This is a genomic window from Pseudoalteromonas sp. A41-2, assembly GCF_015767615.1.
GTDB classification, from domain to species: Bacteria; Pseudomonadota; Gammaproteobacteria; order Enterobacterales; family Alteromonadaceae; genus Pseudoalteromonas; species Pseudoalteromonas lipolytica.
In genome coordinates this window covers 1,318,639-1,344,290 of sequence record NZ_CP065231.1, presented here as the reverse complement: position 1 = coordinate 1,344,290, position 25,652 = coordinate 1,318,639, and the positions used below count along the sequence as shown (strand labels likewise).

The 25,652-nt window shown below is 39.1% G+C and carries 11 protein-coding genes; 2 read left to right on the top strand and 9 right to left on the bottom strand.

Features of this window, described 5'->3' with window-relative positions; translation table 11 throughout:
* Window positions 1-78 precede the first annotated feature (78 nt).
* A complete protein-coding gene (gene tamB / locus IT970_RS06195; RefSeq protein WP_196857685.1) occupies window positions 79-3,780 on the bottom strand; it encodes an autotransporter assembly complex protein TamB in 3,702 nt (1,233 codons plus the stop codon).
* Window positions 3,780-5,507: an autotransporter assembly complex protein TamA gene (locus IT970_RS06190; protein WP_065979370.1), complete on the bottom strand. Its 1,728-nt coding sequence runs from the start codon at window positions 5,505-5,507 to the stop codon at window positions 3,780-3,782. The genes tamB and IT970_RS06190 overlap by 1 nt, the downstream gene beginning before the upstream one ends.
* Window positions 5,508-5,677: 170 nt before the next feature.
* Between IT970_RS06190 and IT970_RS06185 the strand changes: the two genes are divergently transcribed.
* A complete protein-coding gene (locus IT970_RS06185; RefSeq protein WP_036969441.1) occupies window positions 5,678-6,007 on the top strand; it encodes a ribonuclease E inhibitor RraB in 330 nt (109 codons plus the stop codon).
* Window positions 6,008-6,043: 36 nt separating this feature from the next.
* On the opposite strand, the gene IT970_RS06180 is transcribed toward IT970_RS06185, so the two are convergent.
* The 4 genes from IT970_RS06180 to IT970_RS06165 all read right to left on the bottom strand — a co-directional run bounded on the left by IT970_RS06180 (window position 6,044) and on the right by IT970_RS06165 (window position 15,982).
* On the bottom strand, window positions 6,044-7,792 hold the full coding sequence (locus tag IT970_RS06180; protein ID WP_036969443.1) for a DEAD/DEAH box helicase: 1,749 nt from the start codon (window positions 7,790-7,792) through the stop codon (window positions 6,044-6,046).
* Between the two features lie 67 nt (window positions 7,793-7,859).
* Window positions 7,860-8,165, bottom strand: coding sequence for an H-NS histone family protein (locus IT970_RS06175; protein ID WP_036969446.1), 306 nt, complete (start codon window positions 8,163-8,165; stop codon window positions 7,860-7,862).
* 91 nt (window positions 8,166-8,256) lie between these two features.
* Window positions 8,257-12,360: an ATP-binding protein gene (locus tag IT970_RS06170; RefSeq protein ID WP_269216524.1), complete on the bottom strand. Its 4,104-nt coding sequence runs from the start codon at window positions 12,358-12,360 to the stop codon at window positions 8,257-8,259.
* 724 nt (window positions 12,361-13,084) lie between these two features.
* Entirely contained in the window at window positions 13,085-15,982 is a 2,898-nt protein-coding gene (locus IT970_RS06165; protein WP_036969450.1) for a TonB-dependent receptor plug domain-containing protein, read from the bottom strand.
* Between the two features lie 1,099 nt (window positions 15,983-17,081).
* Here IT970_RS06165 and IT970_RS06160 point away from each other — a divergent pair.
* Window positions 17,082-18,995 (top strand): alpha/beta hydrolase family protein, encoded by a 1,914-nt coding sequence (locus IT970_RS06160; protein ID WP_036969452.1) that lies wholly within the window; start codon window positions 17,082-17,084, stop codon window positions 18,993-18,995.
* A gap of 332 nt (window positions 18,996-19,327) precedes the next feature.
* Here IT970_RS06160 and IT970_RS06155 read toward each other — a convergent pair whose 3' ends face one another.
* The 3 genes from IT970_RS06155 to IT970_RS06145 all read right to left on the bottom strand — a co-directional run bounded on the left by IT970_RS06155 (window position 19,328) and on the right by IT970_RS06145 (window position 25,603).
* The gene (locus IT970_RS06155) at window positions 19,328-20,245 is read right to left on the bottom strand and encodes a class I SAM-dependent methyltransferase (protein WP_051501799.1); all 918 of its coding nucleotides are present in this window, start codon (window positions 20,243-20,245) and stop codon (window positions 19,328-19,330) included.
* Window positions 20,246-20,425: 180 nt separating this feature from the next.
* Window positions 20,426-23,023: a TonB-dependent receptor plug domain-containing protein gene (locus IT970_RS06150; protein WP_036969455.1), complete on the bottom strand. Its 2,598-nt coding sequence runs from the start codon at window positions 23,021-23,023 to the stop codon at window positions 20,426-20,428.
* Window positions 23,024-23,254: 231 nt separating this feature from the next.
* A complete protein-coding gene (locus IT970_RS06145) occupies window positions 23,255-25,603 on the bottom strand; it encodes a DNA polymerase II (RefSeq protein WP_196857683.1) in 2,349 nt (782 codons plus the stop codon).
* Between the last annotated feature and the right edge of the window lie 49 nt (window positions 25,604-25,652).

Below are 25,652 nucleotides of genomic sequence, written 5' to 3'. Positions count from 1 at the left end.
ATCAGACATTTTTAACACAGGCAGCGACAGGTTTAGTCCCTCAACATGATTAAGTCTTATTGCGGATTGGTATGGTTATTAATCCCAATCAAACTTATACAGAATATCAACATTTTGATAAAGACCGCTGGTTACTTCAATATACAGTTGTGACAAGAGTTGATAGCGCACTGCCACCTCACTCAATGAATCAAAAATCCCCACGCTGTATTTCACTTGAATACCGGGCGTAACATAGCCTGATATTTCAACTTTAGTATCATCGCCACTGCCTGTAGAACTCAAGCTCACATCCGATAAACCAAAGCTTTCGCCAATTTTAGATACCACACCTTCACTGCGGTTAACACCTTGCGCTAATAATAGTTGCGTCAACATTGCATCGGTTGAGCTGTCCCCTTCGTCAAGTGGCTGACCATTCAATAAGTAAGCCAATGCTTGTGCTTGATCCATTGCCGGCTCTGAGAACACTTTTAACGATGGCTGTTCCACATTCCCGGTTAAAGTAATACCCGCAACCACACCATTTGCGGTGTTATCAGGGTTGCGAATAGCTTTAATATTTAAATACGGTTTATCTATAGAGCCACTAAAGCCGACTTGACCTGTCCGTATTTGTAAATCTTGGCCAAAAGCGCGGTAGGTTCCTTCAACAAGGTTTAATTCTCCGGTGGCAATCATCGGTGTCGTTTGGTCCATGTTGATATTAATATCCCCTTCGACTTTTGACTGTAATCCAAATGAATCAATACGCACGTCTCTTTCAACCAGTACCTTTAAGTTGATAGCGTAATCGAAAGGAACTTTTTCAGCTTGTTGTTGTTCAATATCCACAATGACTTCGTCATCACTGACTTGCACAGCCCCCTCGGGTAGCTCCTCAATGGCAATCCGCCCCCACGGAACAACAACCTGCCCTTCAAGGTTAAAGGCATTATTTTTTAATGACATAGTGAGCTCAGGCGACACTTTAAAGGTGACATCTTGTTGCGCACGTACAAAGAACTCATTGCCTTGCAATTGTAAATTTACATCGGGTAAATCTGCATGCCAATCAACACCCCCAGATAACTTTAGCGCTCCCCCTTCACGGTCTTTTAGCTCACCAGTCACTGTCGCACTTTGATTATTAAAAGCGATATTCACCTGTGAGTTTTGCAATGAAACAGGAAGCGTTGCTCCTTCTAAGTTAATGCTGTCAACATTAAGCTCACCATTAATGAGTGGCTCTTTTAATGAACCTGCCAAGGCAAGCTGACCCTTAATATCACCATTTAGCTGCTCTAACGTGCCAATAAAAGGCTGTATATTCGTGAGTAGAATTTTTTCAATAACCAGATCACCCGAGAGTAATTGCTGGTTTTGAATATCCTCTACATTAATTTGTGAGGTTACTTTTCCAAGTACTGATGAGTCGAGTGTCGCTTCAAGCTTCGCCGTTTCTGCATCACTTATCGCAGACAGGCTGAAGACCTCAATCGGTAGCTTATAAACTGTCGCACCATCGATTAGTGATGCAGCTAGTTCTTGCGTATTAATGTTAGCTCGCAGGGTTTTTAGCTCTGCGTTATGCCAGTTGGCAACAAACTCACCTTGCGCTAAGCCGGTTAAATCGAGATTATCAGGTAAGAAATGTTTAAACTCTGGTATCGATAACGCCCCAAGTTGCGCATTAAGTTGACCCAATTGCTTTGTTTGCTGCAAGGTGTTTACACACAACTGAGACTTTTCACTTTGCCAACAGTGTGCCGAGACATTAAAGTCTTGCGTCTGCGTATTTACACTGACATTAATGGCTTTATCTGTTCCAAAACGAACTTTATTATCGGTAACAAGTATTTGACTTAACGCCCCTTGCCACGTGTTCTTTGTGAACTTTCCATCTAAATCAAACGACACTTTACCTTGATCAGCATCCAGTAAAAATACGACATGGTGATCCGTTTTGTCACCTGAGGCATTAAGTTCAATCTGATTAATTTTGTGCTCAGCAAAACTAGCTGAATCCAAAATAAGCGATATCTCTGTTTGCCAGTCCGCAGCATAATCAAACTGCCCGTTTAACGCCAAACCCTCAACTTGGATATCCTGATAACTTAAAGTATTGAGGAGCAAGTTCACATTGGCTGTCGGTTCAAGGCGTGCTCCGCGCAATTTAAGGTCTGCACTTCCTTTCCCCAGCAAAGGAAGCACACTTTGTTCACTTGCATCAAGGCGGATTTTACCGTCAACAAGCCATGTATCATCGACTTGACCCGATAGTGTAATTTCGTTATTTCCACTTTTAAGCTCAAGCTTATCAAAACTCGCGTGAAGGCTGCTGTCGAGTTTAAAGTCAGAGGCGACGTTCACAGGGATATCATTTACTGTGCCATCAATCACTGTGTTTGCTAAGATTAGCTGCCAATCCTCGTCTTTTAGAGTGAAGGAGCCATTAAACTTGCCAGATAAATTACTGCTTACGGCATCCGTTAAGTACTGAGCTTTTAAATCGCTTAACGTGCCTGAAAACTGACTTGTCACGCCCTCAGACCAATCTGCTGATGCGTTAACCGTAGCTTGGCTGTCGTTAGCACTGAGCTTTAGTTGATCAATTTTGACTCGTGTAAGGCCTCCATTTGCCTGCATTTCAGTTAACATCGCAGGGTATGCACCTAGCCGACTTGTTAAATTCACATTAATGGCGTAATCATCCGCATCGCCTTGCATACTGATAGCAAGGTCAGATAAACGTAATTGCGCAGCTTCTGTGTCTAACAGCCACGTATCAATGCCACCTTTTAGGCTAAACGGGTAATTCGTTTGTTGTAGATTGACTTGACCACTCAGTGTAGCTGGGTATTGACCCTGCGTAGTGAGGTTTAAGTTTAAATCCCCTAAACGCCCATTTAAGCCAAGAGTTGCTTGGTGCTGAGAATTAACCACAGACAACGAGGCATCAACTTTATTATCACCCCTTAAAAGCGCATGAAACTGGGTATTCAACTGCCAGTCAATGTAACGTGCAGCCAATTTCTCGACGCTGATTTCACTCTCTTTCGCTATCGCTTCAAGTTCAATGTTGTTAATAACGTGCGCACTTTCAGCTGCAAAAGGAGTTATTGCAACTTTATCGACCTTAAATGCGTGCAATTGCACATTAATTGGTAAGGTAAAATCAAGTGATGGTAGAGCTGGCAGCTCATTCAGCGGCGCACTTTTTGGGGCTTCTTTTACTTCATGCAATGCAACTGCAATATCGGCGATAGTAAATGCGTGTACGTTGATATCAGATTGTGATGCATAGGCTGTCAGGTTTAATTTGCTCACCGTCACATCAGCACTTGCATGCTCCAAGGTAAAACGATTAACAGCAATGCGTTTAACCGTGACATTTATCGGCAACGTTATTTGCTCAGCCGTGGTGGGCTCACCGTCAGTCATTTCTGTATCGGTTGGTTGTGGGTTTTCTGCCAAAGAAGGGGGTGTATCAAGTTTTAAATCTATTGTTTGCGCACTTAAGTTGTCTACACAAACACCATCACACCCCCACCAGTACAAATCAATTTTTAGTTGTTTTGCTGAAAACTTGAGTCCTTGTTTATCGTACGAGATATCGAATGCATCATTGTACAAAAAACGCCCGCTCGGTAAATTTATCTTCAAGCCATCTACTAATTTATTAGCTGAATATGCAATAAAGTGATTTCCTGGCGCGGTGAATAATAAACAAAAAAGTATGACGCCTACGCTGACTAGTATGGCTGATAAAATCGTCGTCGTTTTTTTAAACTTGTTCATTAAATTTCAGGCCCTATGGTAATACTTAAACGGGTACTTTTACTCTCTTTTGTCAGCCCCCATGCATGATCAATGCGAACGGGTCCAACGGGCGTTAAGTAACGAAAACCAAAACCAGCACCTACTTCAACACGATCAGTAAAATCATTAGTCGCTGTACCACTGTCTACAAAGACGGCAGCTCGCCAATGTTCTGCAAATTGATAGTTATACTCAACAGTTCCAGTGGCTAGGTATTTCCCCCCAATAAGGCGACCTTTTTCATCTTCAGGAGAAATTGATTGATATGCAAAACCACGGACACTTTGGTCCCCCCCCGCATAGAAACGCAGTGAAAAAGGCACATTGTCAATATCATCCACTAACATGGCCCCCAAATTGGCACGTAAAAATATCATGTGACGATCAGCAACGGTTGTAAGCCAAGCGTTCTGCAATTGAAGTCGCAAAATATTTGTCGTTGAAAACATGTCTTTTAAACCAAATTCAGCAGATATAAGCCATTGATAACCCTCGTAAGGTGTTGTGCCACCTTCGGTGTCTTTTTTCGCGTAACTAATGCCTGGCATCAGCATTTTAGAGCTTTGCTCTTCATCGCCAATTTGGTAGGTTTCTCTATCGCGTCTTAAAAAGGCAGTACGCACCCACTCATCATCAGTTAACCACTGGCGCTGCAGTTGGGCTGTTAAAATTTTACTGTATACATCATTCGTCAGCTTATCTTCGAGCTTATAACCAACTGAAAAACGCCATAAATCATCATTTGGATCATTTACCGGCACAGTATAACCTAACGATATGTCTTGTTGCTTTTCAGAGACATTCAGGTTGCTTTCGAGATAGTGTCCGTCTTGTGTAATCCACGGTTTAGACCATTTAAAACGCACTTTTGGGCCTAGGTCGGTACTAAATCCTCCCCCCACTTCGTAACTATTTGCAGGCTTGTGCAAAACATCAACATTCACTGGCACCTTGCCATCTTTTCGATTTGCTATGTCGGCATAGACTCGTACACTCGTAAAATAAGGGGTACTCGAGAGCGCTAGATTGTAGTCGGATACTTCTGTTGATTTGTAAGGTTGACCTGCCTTAAATTCAGCTAAAGATCGAATGTATTTTTCAGCTGGCGTTTGATTACCTATCGTTATTTCACCAAATTGATAACGAGGACCGGTATCAACATTGAAGGTAATTTTCGCACTGTTTTTCTTAAGAGATACAGCCAAGGTATGTGCATGCCATTTAGCATCAAAATACCCCAGCTCTAAAAGTTGACTTTCAATACGCTTCCTTGCCGCTTCATATTTAGCGTGATTTAAAAAATCACCCGGTTTTAAACTAATACTATCTACAGCAACCATAAACTCAGGATCCGCTTTACCGGCCCCGCTAATGGTAATATCGACGTCGGATATACGTGTCACTGGCCCACGCTCTATATCAACGATGATCAACTGCTCGGCGTTATCAAATTTTATTTTAACGACAGGCTTATAATACCCCAGTGCTTTTAAGCTCGCCTTTACTTGGCTTTTAGCATGACGCTGCAAGGCTTTAGACGTTTTTTCATCTATTAACGGTTTAATGTAAAGCGCGACGTTTTTTTCAAGGTCGCCATTGACCCCTTGAATTTTATAATCTTTGATGATCGTTTCAGCACTAAATGCATTATTACTCAGTGAAAAAAATAAAATTAAAAAGACAAAAAAGAAATGCCGAATGTACAAAAAATATCCTTACTTTTTTGAAAGTGTCATAAATCAGATAAATACAAAATGATACTAGCACAGTGAAATAGCCACTGACATAATTGAAGTGTTAAAATTAGTGCGCGTTAACCAATTATTTTCGCTACAATAGCTAACAATTCCTAGATTTATAATGAATGAGCGATTAAATGCATTTCCCTGACGACGAAAATGGTCAATTATTAGCAGAAATTGCAGCGGCTGGTGTTGATTTAACCAGCATGCAAGTAATAGATTTCTATATTCTTTTTGAACAAAAACCTGAAGCAGAAAAGTTCGCAACGGCAATTGCAAGTGATGAACTAGCGCCTGCAACAGAGTTAGTAAAGTGTCCCGACACCGGGGTGTGGGAAGTCGTTACACGTGTTGAAATGGTCCCTGACCACACGCTATTAAGCCAAACTGAACAATACCTCGAGAGCATCGCAAATAGCCACAACGGCTATGGTGATGGTTGGGGTTTAATGGCTGACGAATAAACACGCGACATAACGCCTGCATATGGCAGGCGTTGATTACTTTAATTGATTGGCTTTTCTATAATTACCCTGATAATCAAATAGTTTCTGGGCAACTTTCCAACCATACTTTTTGTTCTTTCGGGCAATAACAAAATCTGGCGCGACCAATACATGTTGTTGTTCAATAACCTGTTCTGCTGTTTTCCAGGTAATCGGGGCACTATTCCCTTGAGCTCGCCGACCAAATTGCTTGTTAAAGATAAAACGGCCTGTGTCGTTGCTAAGATTAAAAACTTCGTCGCAACTGGCACCATCCTCATCAAAATAGCTAATTTTCAACAGCCCATTTGCGATAAGTTGTGCCGATAAACCACTACAGCGAAGCACCAACGCATCTTTTAAATTAAGGGCTTCACGCAACTTATCATCGGGGTCTGTCATCATGGCTGAGCAAGCTTGGCATTGCCTCGCTGCTATATCATTTTGCTCACCGCACTGCTCACATTCTTTAAACCTAAAACGGTAGTCGCACTGTATTTGCGTGCCATCATCATCGTCTAGAAGACCTTGGCAGCGACGCCCAAAGTGCTCAATGACATTGCCTGCGGCATCTGTTTTTCCCCAAAAAATATTCGCAAAGCCACAACCAGGACACAGTACTTGCACAGGTTCGTTGTCACTTTGGGCTTTTTTACTGCCCACCTCTGGGTAAAATAAGTCAAAGCCATTGCCTGCGTAATCAATCACTAAGCACTCTTTTTTCCCCTCACTTAATCTAAGCCCCCTGCCAACAATTTGCTGATATAAACTGACTGACTCGGTTGGACGCAAAATGGCAATAAAATCGACATGCGGCGCATCAAATCCGGTGGTGAGTACAGACACATTGACCAAAAATTTCAACTTTTTCGCTTTAAATTGATTGATGATAGTGTCGCGCTCGTTGTTATCTGTATCACCAGTAATTAATGCGGTATTGTCAGTTGGCAAGTAGCCGACGATTTCTTTGGCATGCATGACTGTTGCCGCAAAAATCATGACGCCGTGCCGATGCTCACTGTAGTCAATAACCTGCTCAATAATCGCCTTCGTTGCGCGGGTATTATCTTTGAGGAGCGCATTCATATTTTCAGCACTATAGCGTCCAAATGAATCGCTGGGTAAAGATGAAAAATCATAATGGCTTATGGCTGCGTCTACTTCATGAGGCGGCGTTAAATAGCCATGTTTAATCATGTAACGAAGCGGTAACTCAAAAATACACTTTTTAAAGGGTGCGTCTTTATCTCCCCTTACAAAGCCATGATAATGATGATGATAAACCCACCCCATTCCCATACGAAAAGGAGTCGCGGTTAACCCCAATACTTTTAGCCGGGGGTTCTGTTTCTTAAGGCTGGATATCACTTGACCATACTGACTTTGATCATCCCCACTGACGCGATGACACTCATCAATAATGAGTAATGAATACGTATCACTAAGTTGCGCCGTATTGCGCGCTAGTGACTGCACACTTGCAAACGTAACCTGTTCTTTAAGCGATTTTTGTTTAAGCCCTGCAGAGAAGATACTCGCTTCAAAACCAAAGCTGATGTACTTTTGCGCGTTTTGCTCTACGAGCTCTTTAACATGCGCTAAGACTAAAATTTTCTGTTTAGCAATACGTGCTAATTCAGCAATCACTAAACTTTTGCCCGCGCCTGTTGGTAATACAATCAGTGCCGCCTCGTCCGATTGCTTAAAGTGGCTAACCGTTCGCTGTACGGCCTCTTGCTGATAAGGTCTAAGTACGTATTTCATTATTTTGTGCAGTAATAAAGACAAAAAAGGGAAGCATGTGCTTCCCTAAAAGTTCATATGGGTGAAATTAAGCGAGGTGCTTAGTTAAGTCAACACCTTGGAATGCTTTAGGGCGTTTACCACGGCCTGTCCACTCAATAATTTCACCATTGTATTCGATGCGGTATTTAGGTTTTACTTTCGTACGCTTATCTGTGCCTACTACATCTTGTAAATCTTCTAATGTAAGTCCTTTTTCTTTTAGCAGATCGAGTACTTCTTTTTTAGCTTCTTGCTGTTGAGTATATTTCTCGATAGCTGAATCAATTAACTGTTTTGCTTTTTCAAGTTCAGTTAAAGACGCAGATTTGACAAAAGATCGGATTTCTTTCATTTAAAGCTCTCTTAATTATAAAAGTTAAAGATACATATCAATACACAGCTTAGTATATGGTGAAAAAATAAAATAATCTAATTTAAGTTTATTATAACCATAACTTTATTTTTTCGATCACGTCGCTTAACTCTACAATTAATTCCCTGACTATTAATGTCTCTTTTTCTTGATTAAAGCGATTTTCAGTACTCACTATAAGTTTTGATAATGGCGGGTATTGCAACATCACAATAGCCCCCTTAAGTTTATGAATAGCAGGGGGAATTTTTTCTATATCTTGGTTATCCACATGTGCAGTTAGCGTGTTTAGATCTTGTTTCAAGCTCGTAATAAACACCTCTGCTAGTGTTTTAGCATCATTTTCATTACCAAAAACATTTAACCAATGCTGTTTATCTTTTATACCTTGCAGGTTTGATACTGGCGCCTCATCTTGTACCTGTATTTCATCTTTATTTACCTCAATAAACTCGGCTAAACGATTATATAACTCGTTAAGTTTATATGGCTTAAATAACACACTGTTCATGCCTGCATCTAACGCTTTATTTAGGCACTCTTGTGAATCGTCAGCAGTAAAACCAATGATCGGTAAATACTTAAACTTTTCTTTATTACGTAACTGTTTAGCTAATTTAAAGCCATCTAAATGAGGCATATGACAGTCAGTTAGTAATACATCAAAATTATCATTTTCTAGGGCTTTTAATGCGGCTAAACCGTCTTCAACCATCACGGCTTTTATGCCTAATTTTTGACACTGTTTTTCTAAAAGAAGCTGATTAGTTTTATTATCTTCTGCAATTAGAATCTGCCCATGCAACGCAGTTGTGAGGCTGTGTGGTAATACGTCAACACCACAATGAACATTGTTAACCAGCTCTCTGAGTAAATCGGGATAAAGAGGATCAACAAGTAAAATATGGCAACTACATTTTGCGGGAGTTTGAGTATCATTAGTGCTGGCCACGATGATGTATTTATTTTCAATATTACAAATATTCTTTTGCCAATTTTTACCCCATCGCTCAATGGCATACTTTTCATCAATAATCATATTATCAACTTGCTGAAATACGTTAGCATCTAAAGGATGACTGAGCTGATTATGTTTAACTCCCATGCTTGCTAAATTATTCAGTAATAAATGATTCTGAGTACACACAGACCAATAAACAGAACTCGCTGCTAAATCAGGTTTAGCGACTTTAGTCAAAGGAACCGAAATAAATACATTCGTACCTTTTCCAAATGTACTGGAAATATTAATTTCACCTTTCATCGCTTCTATTAATTGCTTAGCAAGTGTTAAACCAAGCCCTGTGCCGCCATAACGTCGCTCTGTCGAGTTATCAGCTTGCTCAAAGGGTGTAAAAGTATGCGCAAGTTGCTGGGCAGTCATTCCTGCGCCGGTGTCGGATATCTCAATCTTCAAGGTCTGTTTTTCAAATAAAACGTCGCAACTAATCGCGCCTTTCTCAGTAAACTTAACGGCATTATTTAAAATATTAGACAAAACTTGCAGTAAATGACTTACATCTATACGCGCTTGAGTAAAAGCAGCTGTTCGCCACGTTAAACGGAATTCGAGACCTTTTTGTTTTGCTAAATATTCATGCGCCCTTAAAACACGGCACAGGTGGGACTCGAGATCTACATCTTGGCAATCGATTTCAATTTTACCTGAGCTTGTATTTGCAAAATATAAAATGTCATCAACCAAGTTACGTAATTTCGAAATCGCACTGTCAATATGTTCTACGAGGTAGAACTGCTCTTCATCTAAATAAGAAGCCCGCAGTAATTCAATAAAACCATTAATGCCAGATATGGGGGTTCTTAACTCGTGACTCATGGTCGCGATGAATCGGCTTTTAGCTAAATCGGCCTGATGAGCCAGTTGATTTGCTTTACTTAAATCTGCTTGCTGGCGCTTGAGTAAACTAATATCAAGCAATATACCATTCCAGCGAACGCCTTGAAGTTGATCATCAGAATTTTTTTCGCCTGTCGCAATGTAACGACACCAAATTTTCTGCCCTAAGTTATTAACCCTAAACTCAATATCAATCATTGAGTTACGCTTTGCCGCTCGCTTAAAACTCTTCGCAATTTTTACTCTGTCTTCATCAACAATAAGCGGTGAAATACACCCTGTCATACCGCGTTGGTTAATGGTTCGAGATGTAATCCCTAAAAGGCTTTGCGCTCCTTTACTTATGTAAGTATAAAACCCCTCACCATTGTCATAGTATTCATATTGAAATACCCCGCCGGGTATCGTATCCGTGATCGTCTTTAATAATTTTTGAACAGATTCATTTTCTCGCTGCAGATTATTATGCTCTGTGACATCAGTTATCACAGTCATGATCCCTGCGATATGGCCGTCAATCCCCAAAAAAGGCTTCTTTGTATAAAGCAACTCGAGTGGTTTACCCAGACGATTGGTGAAGCGGATATGTTGATTAATTATTTTACCCGAAGTAAGGCTTTGCTTATTTTGATCTAATAATTCTTTAACGACTGCAAGATCACTGCGCAAAAATTGCTGCTCGTCATCCCAAAGATGCGCGAAATTATCTTTATACGCTTTATTCCACATGATGCGTTTTTGGTCTTGATCCTGAATAACAACCATCGTGGGTAAATCATCAATTAACTTTTGCGTAAAATTAAGCTTACTCAGTGCAGCCTGTTCTGATTGCTTACGACTCGCTATTTCCCGATTTATATTGAGACGCCGATTGATAAAGTAAGTCATTGATAAAACAACTAAAATCAACACCAAAATTGCAGTGATATTGACCGTTTTTTTATCATAACCACGCTCTATATTAAAAATACCATGACGATTTACTACATGGCTAAAATCATTACTGGTTAAGGTTTTAAATAAACTGTCTAGCAACGTTGTTAATTCAGAAAAGTGCCTATTAATTAAAAAATAAATTGGCTGTGTATATCGATATTTAGGGTTGATATAAAACTCACCAATATAAAACTGGTTTAGCTGATACGCTGCAATGCTCTGCGGTAGCATAGCCGCATCAACAGCATCATTTCGTAGTGCATAGAAAAGCGTTTGAATTGAGTCAAATGACACGGTTTCGATAGGCTCGCTACCAACTAGTTTTTCTTTAGGGTCTGCAAACGCCTCAATATAACCAATACGGCGAATTTTACTCGCACGCTTAGAAACCAATACCATTTCGAAGCTATAATGTGAGGGTAACGCAATTAATATTCCTTCATCTATTTTGTCAGGTGTCATCGATGGAATGATATCGATTTTATTTGCAAGAAATAGCTTTTCTAACTCTTTACTATTTGCAGCGGGTATATATTTAAACTGGATACCACTTCTCTGTGAAAGCAATGCAAGAGTATCATTTAAATACCCAGTAGCTTCACCTGTTTTACTGGTTGAATTAACGGGGTATAAACCATCAATAAACGAGAATGTGAGTAAATAGTTAGTACTCTGCTGTGCATCAATACGGTTAAAATCACGCTTGAATTTACTGTATGCCTTTGCAGCGATGTATTCTTCACTGGCAGAACTTTCCCACAGCTGTTTAGTTGCAGGTGAAATAGAGGCGAGTACCGAGTTAACTTGATTTCGTAATGCGGTTTCCTCTTTATTAAACATGACGTGAAGGGTTTCACTCTCGAGCCAAATAGGACTAACAACCTTTAAGTTATTTTTAGAGTGATTTTTTAATTGGTGAGACAACACTGAATAGTCCCCCATAAACGCGTCAAACGTACCATCAGCAACCTTGTCTATCGCATCTTCAGGTTGAATAAATCGGTTTATGAATAAAGCACCATTTTCGGCTAAATACTCACAGTGTGAGCTCCCCGTTATACATACCCAACGCAGACTCGCTAAATTCTTTAATGCATCATTAGCAATAGACTGGTTTGCAACAATGCCCCGTGGGGCTTCCATAAATGCGGAAGAGAATAAAAAATGCTTTTTACGTTGCTGGGTTTTATTAAGACCCACAGTAAAATTAATTTCGCCCGCCTGAAGCGCATCTAACAGTAAATCGAGACTGTCGTATACATGATACTCTAATTCAGCATCTGCTAATCGCGCAATCTCATTACTGTAACCAACGATGACCCCCGAAAACCGGCCATTTTCATCACGTGTATGATAAGGAAAGAAGTTATAATTAACGATACCTGCTTTGAGCTGCTTTGCATATGCACAACTTGAAAGGAAAGCAAATGTTAACGCAATGAAAAATAAGAATCGCTTATTCAGAATGATGCCAATAAGAAGGTTAAAATTTGTTACATTTTAGCAGTGTAAATTAAATACAACAATTCAGAAATCCCCACTGCTTAGATTTCTTTACGGCAAAGACTATTTAAAAGCCCTAACAACAACTTTACGTGTATCACTTAAGCTAACTCGTTTTAACGTGTGAACAACACCACTCTAATTCACCTTAGTTCAAATACAGTTTATAAGGTGATAAAAAATCATGGTTTATGCCAGGCATAAGCAAGCTGTAAACAGCAAAAATACTTCACCTAAATGACGATGGATATTTGACTACCCAAATTTATACCATTCCGCTTAATTAAGTGGTCTATTTTGAGGCAATAAAACCGCGTTGATAACAAGGCAAAAATTTAGTTATTTAGTTGTTCTCGGCAATTGCTCCTGCATTGCTCTACCTCCTGCATCCATGCAGTCGTAAATCAGAAATTTTTAACGCAGGTAGCGACTGGTTTGATCACTCAAAATGATTAAGTATTTTTGCGGATTGGTACTAATATTAAGAATATTCTTGTACGAAGGAAAGGCTATTGGAGCGTAATGATGAATGATACACCATAAAGAACAGGAACGTTCTTTATGGTGTATTTTATTGATAATACAGACTAATTATACTGTATTAAAATTTATAAGATGCTTGAAGGTAACCAAATCGACCGATATTGTCATAGATGGCTGAGCCTGCACCTGTACCCGTTGTGCTTCCTGGTAACCTACGGTTAAATAAGTTGTCAACACCCAGTTTAAGGCCAACGCCATTTTCAAAGTTATATGCGAATGAAGCATCAGTTATAAAGTATGAGCCATAACGCATTTCACTTGATGGATTTGGGTTAGTATCTAACGACGTGTGATCATATAGTTCAACACCATCTATAAAGCGTGTGCTAAAACCAACTTTATAGTTATTGTAAGTATAATCAACGGTTAGATTACCTTGCCATGTCTCTTCACCTAAAACACCTTCATAATCAGTGTAGTTTTCTGGCTCTGCTGAGAATGGATAATCTTTTGCTTCAATTAGGTATGTACCAATGAAGCTAGTATTGAATCGACCACCTAGTGCGTCAAAGTCATATGCAAACTCAAAGTCAACACCAGAATTTAAACTACGAGCAATGTTAAGCGCAAACCCTTTTAGTAGGGTAATTTCGCTCGTTTCAGGATCGCGAGTAATTAAATTACAGAATTGATTATCAACACCTGTAGGCGAATCAACACAACGGTCAATAATAGTTTGGAAACCGATACCACTAATTGTATCGTCAATGTCAATTTCCCAGTAATCCGCAGTTACGCTGAAGCCTTCTAACCAACTTGGTTGATAAACGATACCAGCCGTAATTGATTTTGATTCTTCAGGTTGCAAATCAGGATTACCACCGACTAAAGTTTCAAGAGTTGCGCTATCGTAGTTAGAATCGAAGTCTGCTGGAACACCTAATGCAGCACAGTTTGCAGCACGTATTGCTCTGCCCTCAGCGCTTAACTGATCCAACTCAGAAACCTTACAACTATCATCTACATTAGTAAATGACTGGCTCTGACCAGAGAATAACTCGTCAATGTTTGGTGCTCTCATTGCTTCTGAAACAGTGAAACGTGCTCTCAACTCTGGGTTAATGGTCCAATCTAAACCTAACTTCCAGCTTGTTGCATCACCAATTGTAGAATAATCCGCATAACGAACAGCCGTATCTAAAACGAGTGAATCGATTAAAAAGACTTCTTCTAGTAATGGAATCGATAATTCAAAGAATGCTTCAGATACATCATATCCACCATCGGTTTCACCTAGGGCATTAAAGAAAGTAGCCCCGGTTTTAGCAAATGGGTCTTCAATAGTGACGCTTGATTCGTCTCTATATTCGATACCACCAGCGAAACCAACCATACCCGCAGGTAATTCAAAAAGTGCAGAATTAGAGAATGTCGCATTAAACACAGTTTGCTCAATCTCTGAAGTTCCTACAGACGTCGTAGTAACATAGTCAATCGCTTGCTGGCTAATAGCACCATCGCCCATAATATTAGCAGCTACACAGCCATCAGCACGGGCTTCTTCACTACGACAAACAATATTTCCTGCGTCATCAAAAACCGCATCTATTGCATTGGCATAATTAGCCATGATGACGTTTGCACCATTAATACGTTCTATCTCTGACTTACCATGTACCAAAGATATATCCATGCTCCAGTCTTCAGTCAAGTTACCTTTGAACCCTGCTACGAATCGTGTTGTCTCACGCGTATTTTCTTCTAAGCGGCGACCGATATCATTGTACATTTTATTGACACCAATGATCGATAGACCTTCTTGATCCATTAGGGCTGCTGTATCTTCAGATAAGAAAGCATTATCACGCTTTATTAAGTTTGCACCACTGAAGAAGCGGAAGAAAGGCTGACCAATATTTTCCCCTTCGGTTTTAGAGTACTTTGCTTGGAAATATGCATTCAAGTCATCTGTAACATCATAATTAACTTTGAAATTTAAGTTAATGCGGTCAAACTTTGGCTGAATTTCCGAATATTGGCGTAAATTAATATAATCACAATCTGGGCCACCACAATATGAGCCGTCCTCAAAACTGCCTGTATTTACAGGTCCTAACGTGCTGTCTGGGTTAAATCGACCCATAATCGCACCAGTGTTAGGGTTCCAAACTGTACCCGCGTTAGAGATTAAATAATAGCCCGCATTTGGTACTACTATTTTGTCTGGAAAATCTTCACTGTCTAGCATATCTTCAGGTCTTTGCATACCTGTCACGACTTCATATGGCATCGAAGCATAAGATGTCGAAGTCCACGGGTTATCTAATGCATTTAGAGAATCCTGTGAATTGTATTCGAAAGAGATAGCCGCATTACCGCGCCCTTCTGAAAAATCTTGACCGTATGAAAAAGTAAACTTCTCATTTTCATAATTATTGTTATCCGCAAACCCTTTCGTTGCAGATACATTAAGGCCTGTTATTTCTTCTTTTAAAATGAAGTTAACAACCCCCGTTACAGCATCAGCACCATATACAGCTGACGCACCACCGGTGATAATCTCAACTCGTTCAATCCACGCACTAGGAATAGTATTTGTATCTACAGAAGATGTACCTGGGGCACTAGAAACGTGACGTTTTCCATCTACAAGTACCAACGTACGCTCACTACCCATACCACGTAAATCAAGTAAGCTTACACCGGCTGTACCAATAAATCGGCCTGAGTTAGCCAGTGAATACGTCGTTGCTAGTGCAGGTAGCTTGTTTAAAACCTCACCGATATTCATTGCACCAGTGCTTACTAAATCTTCACCTGTAATTACAGTAACTGGTGATGGAGAGATAGCCCCTTCACGAAAAATGCGCGAACCTGTAACCTCAATACGCTCAACTTTTTCTACGCCTTCATCATTTTCATCTGCCGCAATAGAGCTTGCAGAGAATAGTGAAGTTGACGCTGCACTGAAAGCAAGTGCTAAGCGAACGGCCTTCGAAACCTGATTATTTAACATTGTATTCTCCCTGGTCATATCCATATTATGACTTATTAATTTTTATTTAACCCCGCCATAGGCACTAATACCTTAATGCGGTGATTAAATACTAATATCCTAGATAACTTCTGGTCAACATGTTTTTAACTTGCGCTTTTTAAAAAAAATCAATATAAATACAAACGCAACAAAAAATAAAAAATTTAAAATAAACCAAACAATGTAAAAACAAAATTGCAACAATATATTAATAATGCATATTTAAAAAAAACATTAAAATCCCACTATTTTAAAGGGAGACAGTCTAAAAACGCAGGAAAGAAGAGAGCATCAACCTTAAAACACATAAATCCAAAAAACAGAACAATTAACAACCACTAAGCTCATCACCTATAACGTCCTCATAAGTCAAAAAGGTTATAAACACTGATGATTTGCGAACATAAAATACTAAAGACACAACTTTTCATAAATAAAAGTAACTTTGATAGCCTTCGGCATAATTACCACCCGATAGACGGATCAGCTATGTACATTTACATGTCAAACTCACCACCCAAGCATAAGTACTTGATTTTAATATATTTTTAGTTCAAATGGCCAGAAAGCTAAATTTGAGACGCAGGAAAGATTTTAAATGTTCGAGATTAATGGCATATCAGTGTCAAAATATGCAGCTGCTATGCGAAATGAAATGGACGGCTACTTCATAACTGGAAGCACTACCCTATTCTTAATTCAATATTGTTGAATGACAAAAGATCTAATATAAAAAGTAAAGAAGTGACATTTCTAAAAAACACCATTACAAATATAAAGTTTATTTTCATTCACGTGAAAATTAATAGTACAAAATATTAAATATAATCTTCCAAAACTTATTATAAAAACCCCTCATAAAAACACAAAAACTTAACAAACGTAAAAACAAGCATTAAAAATAAATAAAGACATGAAACCATTGCACTCAAAGCCAATACCAAAGAGCTAGAAATGCCACTTGTATTTACATTTAATTACATATGATAAGGCAATGTTACAACAATGTATTTACAACACTTTCAACTCTGATATTCTTAATACCTACAATTAAAAAACCAAAAACAATTGGATTGATATGAGATATATAAAAAGTTTAGGCCTCTTACTTTTACTATTTAGCCAAATGACTTTTGCTAAAAACACCCTTGAAGACTTCTTTAACAGCAAAGATTATCAACAAGTAAAAATCTCGCCTAATGGAAAATACTTTTCGATTACATTTCAAGATGAGACACAAGTTAAGCTTGTGATTCTCGATAGAAAGACAAAAAAAGTGCTATCCAGTTATGGATTTGGTGAATATCAAAAAATAGCTAACGTCATCTGGGTAAATGATGAACGCTTCATCATGTCAGTCAAAAAAACCGTTGGTTATTTAGATACTAAAGGTGGTTCACCTTACTTCATAGCTTCAAACTTTGACGGCTCTAACCGACGGGAATTGTTAGCGTCACAAACATCGTTTTACAACATTTTAAGTATTTTACCTGACGACAAAGAAAACATATTAGTTACAAAACAACATTATGCTGATGATTTTGCAGTAAAAGTTCATAAGGTAAATGTTTATAATGGTCGTTCTAGTTATCAAGCAGATCAACCTAAAGAAGATGTCTTTGGCATGGTTGCAGATGTGTCAGGCCAACCAAGAATTGCTTTTAGTTATGTTGAAAAAGAAGAGCATGAAATGGGGAAAGGTGAACTCAACATGTTCTATAAAAAGACACCTAATTCAGACTGGGAGACATTTAACCTAGGAATCTTAAATTATAATCCTGGTGATAACCTTTCAATTATTGGCATGAACAAGTCAGGAAATTTAGCGTACTTTACTAATGACTCTACCACTAAGAACATAGCCGTATTTTCTTTTAATTTGGAAACAAATGAACTTAAGAAACTGATAGAAGACGCAGATGTTGATATTTCAACACCTATATATGGCTTTTCAGGTGAGGTTGTGGGTGTTACGTATGATCCCAATTATCCTGCATATCATTATTTCTCGGATGCAGGGGATAACGATGTTTTAAAAAGGCTAAGTGACTCATTCCACGCATATAGGCTAAGATTTACAAGTCATGCCAAAGAACAAAAGCTTTCTGTCTTTGAAGTTTCATCAGATAAATCACCCACAGAATTTTACCTTTACGACATTACCTCGAAGAAAGCGAGTTTTGTCGCTTCGATGAACGAGAAAATAAACAAAAAGGAACTAGCAACTGTAGAGCCATTCAAAATATCAGCACGAGATGGTGTCGTATTACACGGTTATATAACGATACCAAATAATAAAAAAGAACCATACTCTGCAGTAGTAATGCTGCATGGAGGACCTCATGGTGTCAGAGATTTCTGGGGGTTTAATGCTGAAGCTCAGTATCTCGCAAGTATTGGATATGCAGTGTTGCAAGTAAACTTCAGAGGCTCTGGTGGCTATGGTAGCTCATTTTTAAAGAGTGGTTACAAAAATTGGGGTACAAAAATGCAAGATGATGTAACTGATGCCACCCACTGGGCTATAAAGCAAAAAATTATCGATAAAAATAATATCTGTATATATGGTGGGAGTTATGGTGGTTACGCAGCACTAATGGGCGCAGTAAGAGAGCCTGACTTGTACAAATGTGCTATTGGATATGTAGGCGTATACTCTATCCCTGAAATGTTTTCCAGTGGAGATATCCCAACGAGAGATTCTGGGGTGAAATTTTTAAATACTGTGCATGGTATGGACGTAGAAGATCAGAAATCTCGTTCACCTGCATATAATGTTGATAAAATTAAGGCTAAACTTTTTATAGCTCATGGCTCGGATGATATTAGGGTTCCTATGGAGCAATATGAAGCGCTAACTTCAGCCCTTGATAGAATTAATTACCCTTATGAATCAATGGTAAGAAATGAGGGGCATGGTTATCATAAGCCTAAAAATCGCACTGATTTTTACAATGCTATGACAAAGTTTTTAGATGAAAATCTTAAATAGAGTTTAAAGAACCAGAAATAAAATTAGCAAAATTTTAAGCCGTTAGTTAAATAACCTCTAACGGCTTAATGTTAAACAGAGTGTATATAATTAAGTTTATTAACCTAGTTGTGATACGCTTTGAGGAAATAAAAAAGTTCACTGCTCTTATAAATAGCGTGCATTAATTAATCTGAGCAGCTTATATTTACTAGGAAGTTTTTATAATGTTCATGCTTTTTTGTAACGCTAACTTAAATTTAAAGTCCTTTTATTAGTGATAAATACACAGAAACACAATAGAAATATTCAGCGGGAGATTCGTTTTAACGAAACAAGGGGCCCTTGCCTCTTTACTCGATAACAACGGTCCATGCAAAGTGTTCTTCATCAACTGACATTGGGTTAATACTTTTAATCTTTAATTCTAGACTCGCTTCATCGAATGCGCTGCGAATAGAGTTTTCAGTCATTGACACACGTGTTTGCTCTTCAAGCCGTTTAATTTGAAATTCAACATTAGTCTGTAATTTATCAATTGCAGTATGCGACTCTGAATTAATGTTTTGCATTATTTTTGCAACATTACTTACAACATCTTGAAACCACTGTAATGAATTATTGTCCAGTGAAAACTCATTTAGTGATTTAATGAGTTGTTTATTTTTGTTAGTAAACTCAAGCTGCTGATTTGTAAGCTTGAGATCAACCAATGTTTTTAGTTTTTCAAACAGTTCCAACTCAACCAAAGATTTAAACACTGACAGTCCTGCTGCCGAGTTTAGTGCAATTTGTGATGATGCACTGTGCATCATAAACACCGCTTGGCCACCTGGTTTTAAAACCCGGGTCACTTCTTTGAGGGATGATTCCCACGACGAATATTCGAAGCCAAATTGACTAACTAACAGATCAAAACAATCATCTTCATAAGGCAACTGTTCAAGGTTAGTCGCAAATGAAAAATTTATATCTTTAATGATTTTTTCTAATTTCACATCATTTGACTTTATCGAACTTACGTCTATGTCAGCCGCATCACAAGCATAAATATCAACCAACTTATTCTGTGAATTTGCCGCAGCTTTTAGCCAAATAGCAAGTGCCCCCTTACCGGTTGCTAAATCAAGTACCTTTAGATTTTCACTGCTTATTTCACTAAGAGTTTTCTGCCAAAAATGCAGTATTTCTTTAGGGTAACCAAACTCATTTTTAAGTTCTGCAAAACTTGAAAAACCATCTGTTGAATTCCAATATTGTTCCCAATGCATAATAAAGTCCGAATTTGATACGCACACACTCCAGCTCATATTATAAAGAATCAAAAAACTAGATTCTATAATTAAAGTCTCTACTGTGTATTCGTATTAATAAAGAGGGGCGAAAGAGGTTATAAAATAAAAGAGCGACATATAATAATGTCGCTCTTTTCTAGTTAAACTTAAACAATATTAGAATGATTGTTTAAAGTTGAAGTACATGATACGACCGAAACCTGAGTATAGGTTGAAGTTGTAGTCACGACCATCATAAGCAAATAGAGGTGGCTCTTTACCAAATGCATTTTGAGCACCGAAGCTGATCTTAGAGTTCCAAGGCGTGTTATACGCTACTTGAAGGTCATGAGTTACCCACGTAGGAATATGACCAATACACTTACCATCTGCATCGATGTCTTCACATTGGCTATCAATAAGGTTTAAGTTCCAAGTTACATCAAAATCAGCAACTGAATAAACATTTGATAATGTTAGACGTTGTTGTGGTACACCAGGGTCTTTAACGAAGTTACGACCACCGTCCGTGCTGTAATCAAGGATGTGAGAGATGTTTAAGTTAGTTGTTAAACGACCTGCATCACCGAAATCAAAGCTTGAACGTGCTTTAAAGTCTAAACCAGAAGTTTCAAGTGTACCATCGTTACCGAAACCACGAACTACATTAGTAATACCGCCATTTGGTGCACGAGTTACTGTAAATGCTGGCGGAAGTGAGTCACCACGTAATGTTGCATCAATAATGTATTGAGAACCAAACGCACGGATACGGTTAGTAATCTCGATATCATAGTAGTCTAGCTCAAAATCGATGTTATCAGTCGCTTGATATACGATACCTAATGACATTTGCTCTGATTGCTCAGATTGTAGATCAGGGTTAGAGATAACAGTTGCATTAATTTGTGATGAACAACCAGCTGCCTCACCGATTGCCGCACATGTTAAATCATCGCTTACTGAGTCAGCAGACTCTGCTGGCTGTTGTGTAAGGTCTGGTAATGACGGTGCACGGAAACCTTTACCCCAAGAAGCACGAAGTACTAACGCATCAATTGGGTTATAACGAGCAGATACTTTTGGTGAGAAATCTGAACCATAGTCAGAATAATCATCGTAACGACCAGCGAAGTTTAGTTCAAATTGCTCAGTTACTGGTACTAGCGCTTCGAAGAATAGACCTCGAACAGAACGTGAACCACCTGCAGAGCTACCTGATGAACCACCTACTTGACCCGCTTCAGAAAGTGAATCGTAGTTATCAGCATAATCTTCTGTACGGTATTCAAAACCTACGAAACCTTGGATAGCACCAGCATCAGTTTCCATGATGTCAAATGCCGCATTCGCAAAGACTTCTTCTTGGTTAAATTTACCAGTACGAGACGTCGTTACAGTCATCGCGTTACGTACTTCTGCTGAAGCACCAAACGGGTCGTTTAACATGTAAGTACCGTCATTGATATACTGACGAGCGATACTACGAAGAATGTAACCACTACCTACGTTGTGGCTTTCGTTGATTGTTTTACGTGCGCCAGCTTCAACTGAAACACTACCAATCATACCATTAGTTCCGAATGTGATATCTTTCAACTCTGTAGAAAGGTTGTTATCACGATTACCTAGAGCAGCAAAACGGTGCCAAAAATCGAGTGGCTGTTGCTCAAGCTCTAACGAAGGATCGTAAATAGGGCTATCAGGGTTAGTTGGGTTATTTGGGCTATCCGCATCAATTTGGTCTGGGCCATATGCAGTCTCATCTAGACCTGGTGCGTAACGACCAAATGACTTAGTTTGTGCGATATTGATGTTAGAGAAAATGCTCCAGTCATCATTGATGTCAAAACGTGCTTTTACGAAAGCTGAACGGTTTTTAATTGACGCTTCATCAGCAGATACAGCTGCGAAGTTAAAACCACAACGCGCACCAATTCGGTAGAAGTTTTCGTTACCAACACCTTCACAAGTAGCTTCTGGCGAGAAGAAATCAAAGTTACTTGCACCTGGGATGTAATTACCCTCATCATCTTGTGCCATTGTTGTGAAGTTGTTTGAGTACACTGAACCACCTGGTGAATACCAAGGGAAGTCACGAGCGTAAACAATATCACGACCATTCCATGAAGCACCTGCAAGCACTGATGCATTATCAGAAGAAGCACCGAAAACTACAGAACCATTTTCACGATCGCCACCTTCATGCTCAATACGACCAGAACCTAATGTAACTTCTGCGCCGTTGTAATCTTTACGAGTGATTACGTTGATTACACCACCAATTGCATCTGAACCGTACAATGCTGATGCACCATCTGAAAGAATTTCAACACGCTCAACAGCTGCCATTGGGATGAAGTTTAAATCTTGGCTAGAACCAGTAAGTGTTGACTTAGGTAAACGACGACCGTCAACTAGAACTAATGTACGGTCAGAACCTAGACCACGTAAACTTACAGTAGTAGCACCTTGCGCAGAGCTACCAGACTGTGGACGAAACGAACCCAGACTGTTGAAAGTTGTGTTACGAAGTAGATCAGCAACTGAAGATTCACCACTAAGCTCAATTGCTTCACGGTCAATTACTGTGATTGGTAAATCAGTAGCCATATCAACACGCTTAATGCGTGAACCAGTTACTTCAATTCGCTCAACCTTTTCAGCACTTTCTTCATCTTCTGCTGCCATAGTGCTAACAGAAAAAGAAGCAGCTGAAGCTGCACCAAAAGCGATCGCTAAGCGAACAGCTTTTGAAACTTTATTATTTAACATTTGATTCTCCCTGGACCACTATACTGTGGCTATATTTTGCATAAGCTTGTTTATTATTTGTTATCGGACATGCGTCGCGACCAACAAATAATAAACAAATTAAACAAAATATCCAGAGTTTTGTTTATAAAAAATTAATAAATTGATACAAAAATTAATTAAACGCTCAAAAAAAGCACTATTTTAACATTAATAAAGCTGTGGAATTTACAACACTTGGGCAAAAAACAATCAGAACAGCTGGGTTTGACTAGAATATAGCCCCTTTGAATTAGTCCCTGAAACCTCAATAATCATGTTAACCAGTGGCAACAGCTGTTTATTAACATAAACACCATAATCGAACTTGTGATTTCCGGTATAATACTCAGCGCCTTTAAGCGTATATACGTATTCAATTACTTGACCTCGTTGTATTTGAGCATTGGGGTTATGTGCTAAATATTGCTTCGCAGCTTTGACATGAGGAGGGATATTTTTTTGATAGTCTGTTAGGTGTTGACCTAGACGTTTTCGATAAACCAGTAGCGAGTCATACTCGCCTGCGTAAAGCTTTTCCACATAGTTATCAAATAGCTGCCTGATCAGCTCTTGGTTGTATTGTTCGCTAAATAAAATTTCAAAGAGTGCGACCTGAAACCTGTGCGCAAGCTCTGTCCAATCACTTCGCACTGTTTCCATTCCTTTAAACACAAGTGCTGTTTTGCCATGTTTTTCTACTCTACCTACATAGCGTTTCTTTGAACCGGTGGTTTTGCCCCTAATTGTCGGCATAAAAAATGGGCTGTAGTGAGTTTCAAACTCAATTTCTAAGAAATTTTCTAATTTATATGTTTCCTGTAATACATTTTCCCAGCGTTTGTTTATATTTCTTGCCAGCTTTGTACCAATTTCGTTACAGCTCTGAGAGTTTAATTCATCATCAAGTTTCACAAACGTGGAGTCAGTATCACCATAAATTACCTTATACCCCCACTCTTCTAGCCACTTTTTAGTAGTTTGCATAATTTCATGACCACGTAATGTAATTGAACTTGAAAGACGAGGATCGTAAAACCGACAGCCTTTCGAGCCTAAAACGCCATATAAACTATTCATGATGATCTTTATAGCCTGAGAAAGCATTGGCTGTTCATTGTCTTTAGCAAGTTGCCTCGTTGCGGCAAGTTCACGAATAAGCTCAGGTAGGTGGTGCTCTGTTCTTGAGAAAAGGGCTTGATTAAAGCCTTCAATTGCGTGATTAGGGTGTTTTAGACCCTCCACCATACCAAGTGGATCTATACAAAAAGTGCGCATTATTGATGGATATAAGCTTTTGTAATCAAGTACTAATATATTTTTATATAAACCAGGCTCCGAGGACATGACATAACCACCTGGACTATCAAAGCTAAGACCATGATCGCCTGAGTTTGGAGCTACATAACCACTGCGATGCAATAAAGGAAGATAAAGGTTAGTAAAGGCCGCAACGGATCCACCCATTCTTTCAAGCTCTAAGCCGGTTAGTTGACTTCGAACAACGGCAAAATCGAGTAACTTAAGCTTTTCGAAAATGCGTTGTACTAAAATGCAGTCTTGGCGGTTGTAGCAAGCAAGTGCGCGCTTATCTTCATTAAATTGGCGAACGATTTCGTCTAAGCGGTTATCTGAAGAAATCAGTTTTTCTTCACCTAACTCAATATTTGCCACATTCGCGAGGCTAAAGCTATCGTAGTGATATGTCGCATTTTTAAGTGTATCAATACCATCAATAACAACCCTGCCTGGGATCGTTAAACGTGTAAAATTACCAGTTCTGAGGGTCATTTTTTCATTGTTACGACCCAGAGGCAGCCCTACACCTAATGCTTCAGAACGAGCATAAAGTACTGTAAAATCAAACTCAATGACGTTCCAGCCAATAATAACGTCAGGGTCAATGACTTGCACACACTCACAGAGCTTATACAATAAGTCGATTTCATCCTCACACCATATAACATTGAAGTTAAGATCAGCGGTGTCCTCAGCTTTACCGATCATAAGAACAGCATCTATGCTCTTTCCGACTAGTCCTACTGAAAACAGCACCCCTTCTCCATCACATTCGATATCTAACGATACAGTCGTAAAAGTGGGTGTGAACTCGGTATTTTGTTTAAACTGAACGTCTGCTAATACGGGGTAAGGCTGACCTTTAATTAACCGTCCTTTGGCCCACACCGAACCTTTGATAAAACGCTCCATTAAAAACCGGTCAACCGGTCTAATATCGTCTTCGTAAACTTTGATGAAATGGGCTTTTAGCTGTTTTGCAGCGCGGTAATAATGCTTAAGTGAAGAAAAATAGCACGACACAACAGCCTGCTGCTGGAAGCTTTTTAATTGCACTGGCTTAAATTCACATGCCACATTGTGCTGTGCCAAGATTCGAGTTGCCGCAGCAACATCTTTTTCATTAATGAAAAAGAGCACTTTTTGCGGTGGGCTAATCAGCTTGACAGGTCCTTGCTCAGACAAAATCCACACCACAATGGATACGTCATGCGTACTATCAAAGCATTGTGTTGAAAGAATAAAGCCAGAAGTTAATTGCATCTATATGACCCTTTAAACCCAAATATGAAAATGCGAAATGCATAAAACA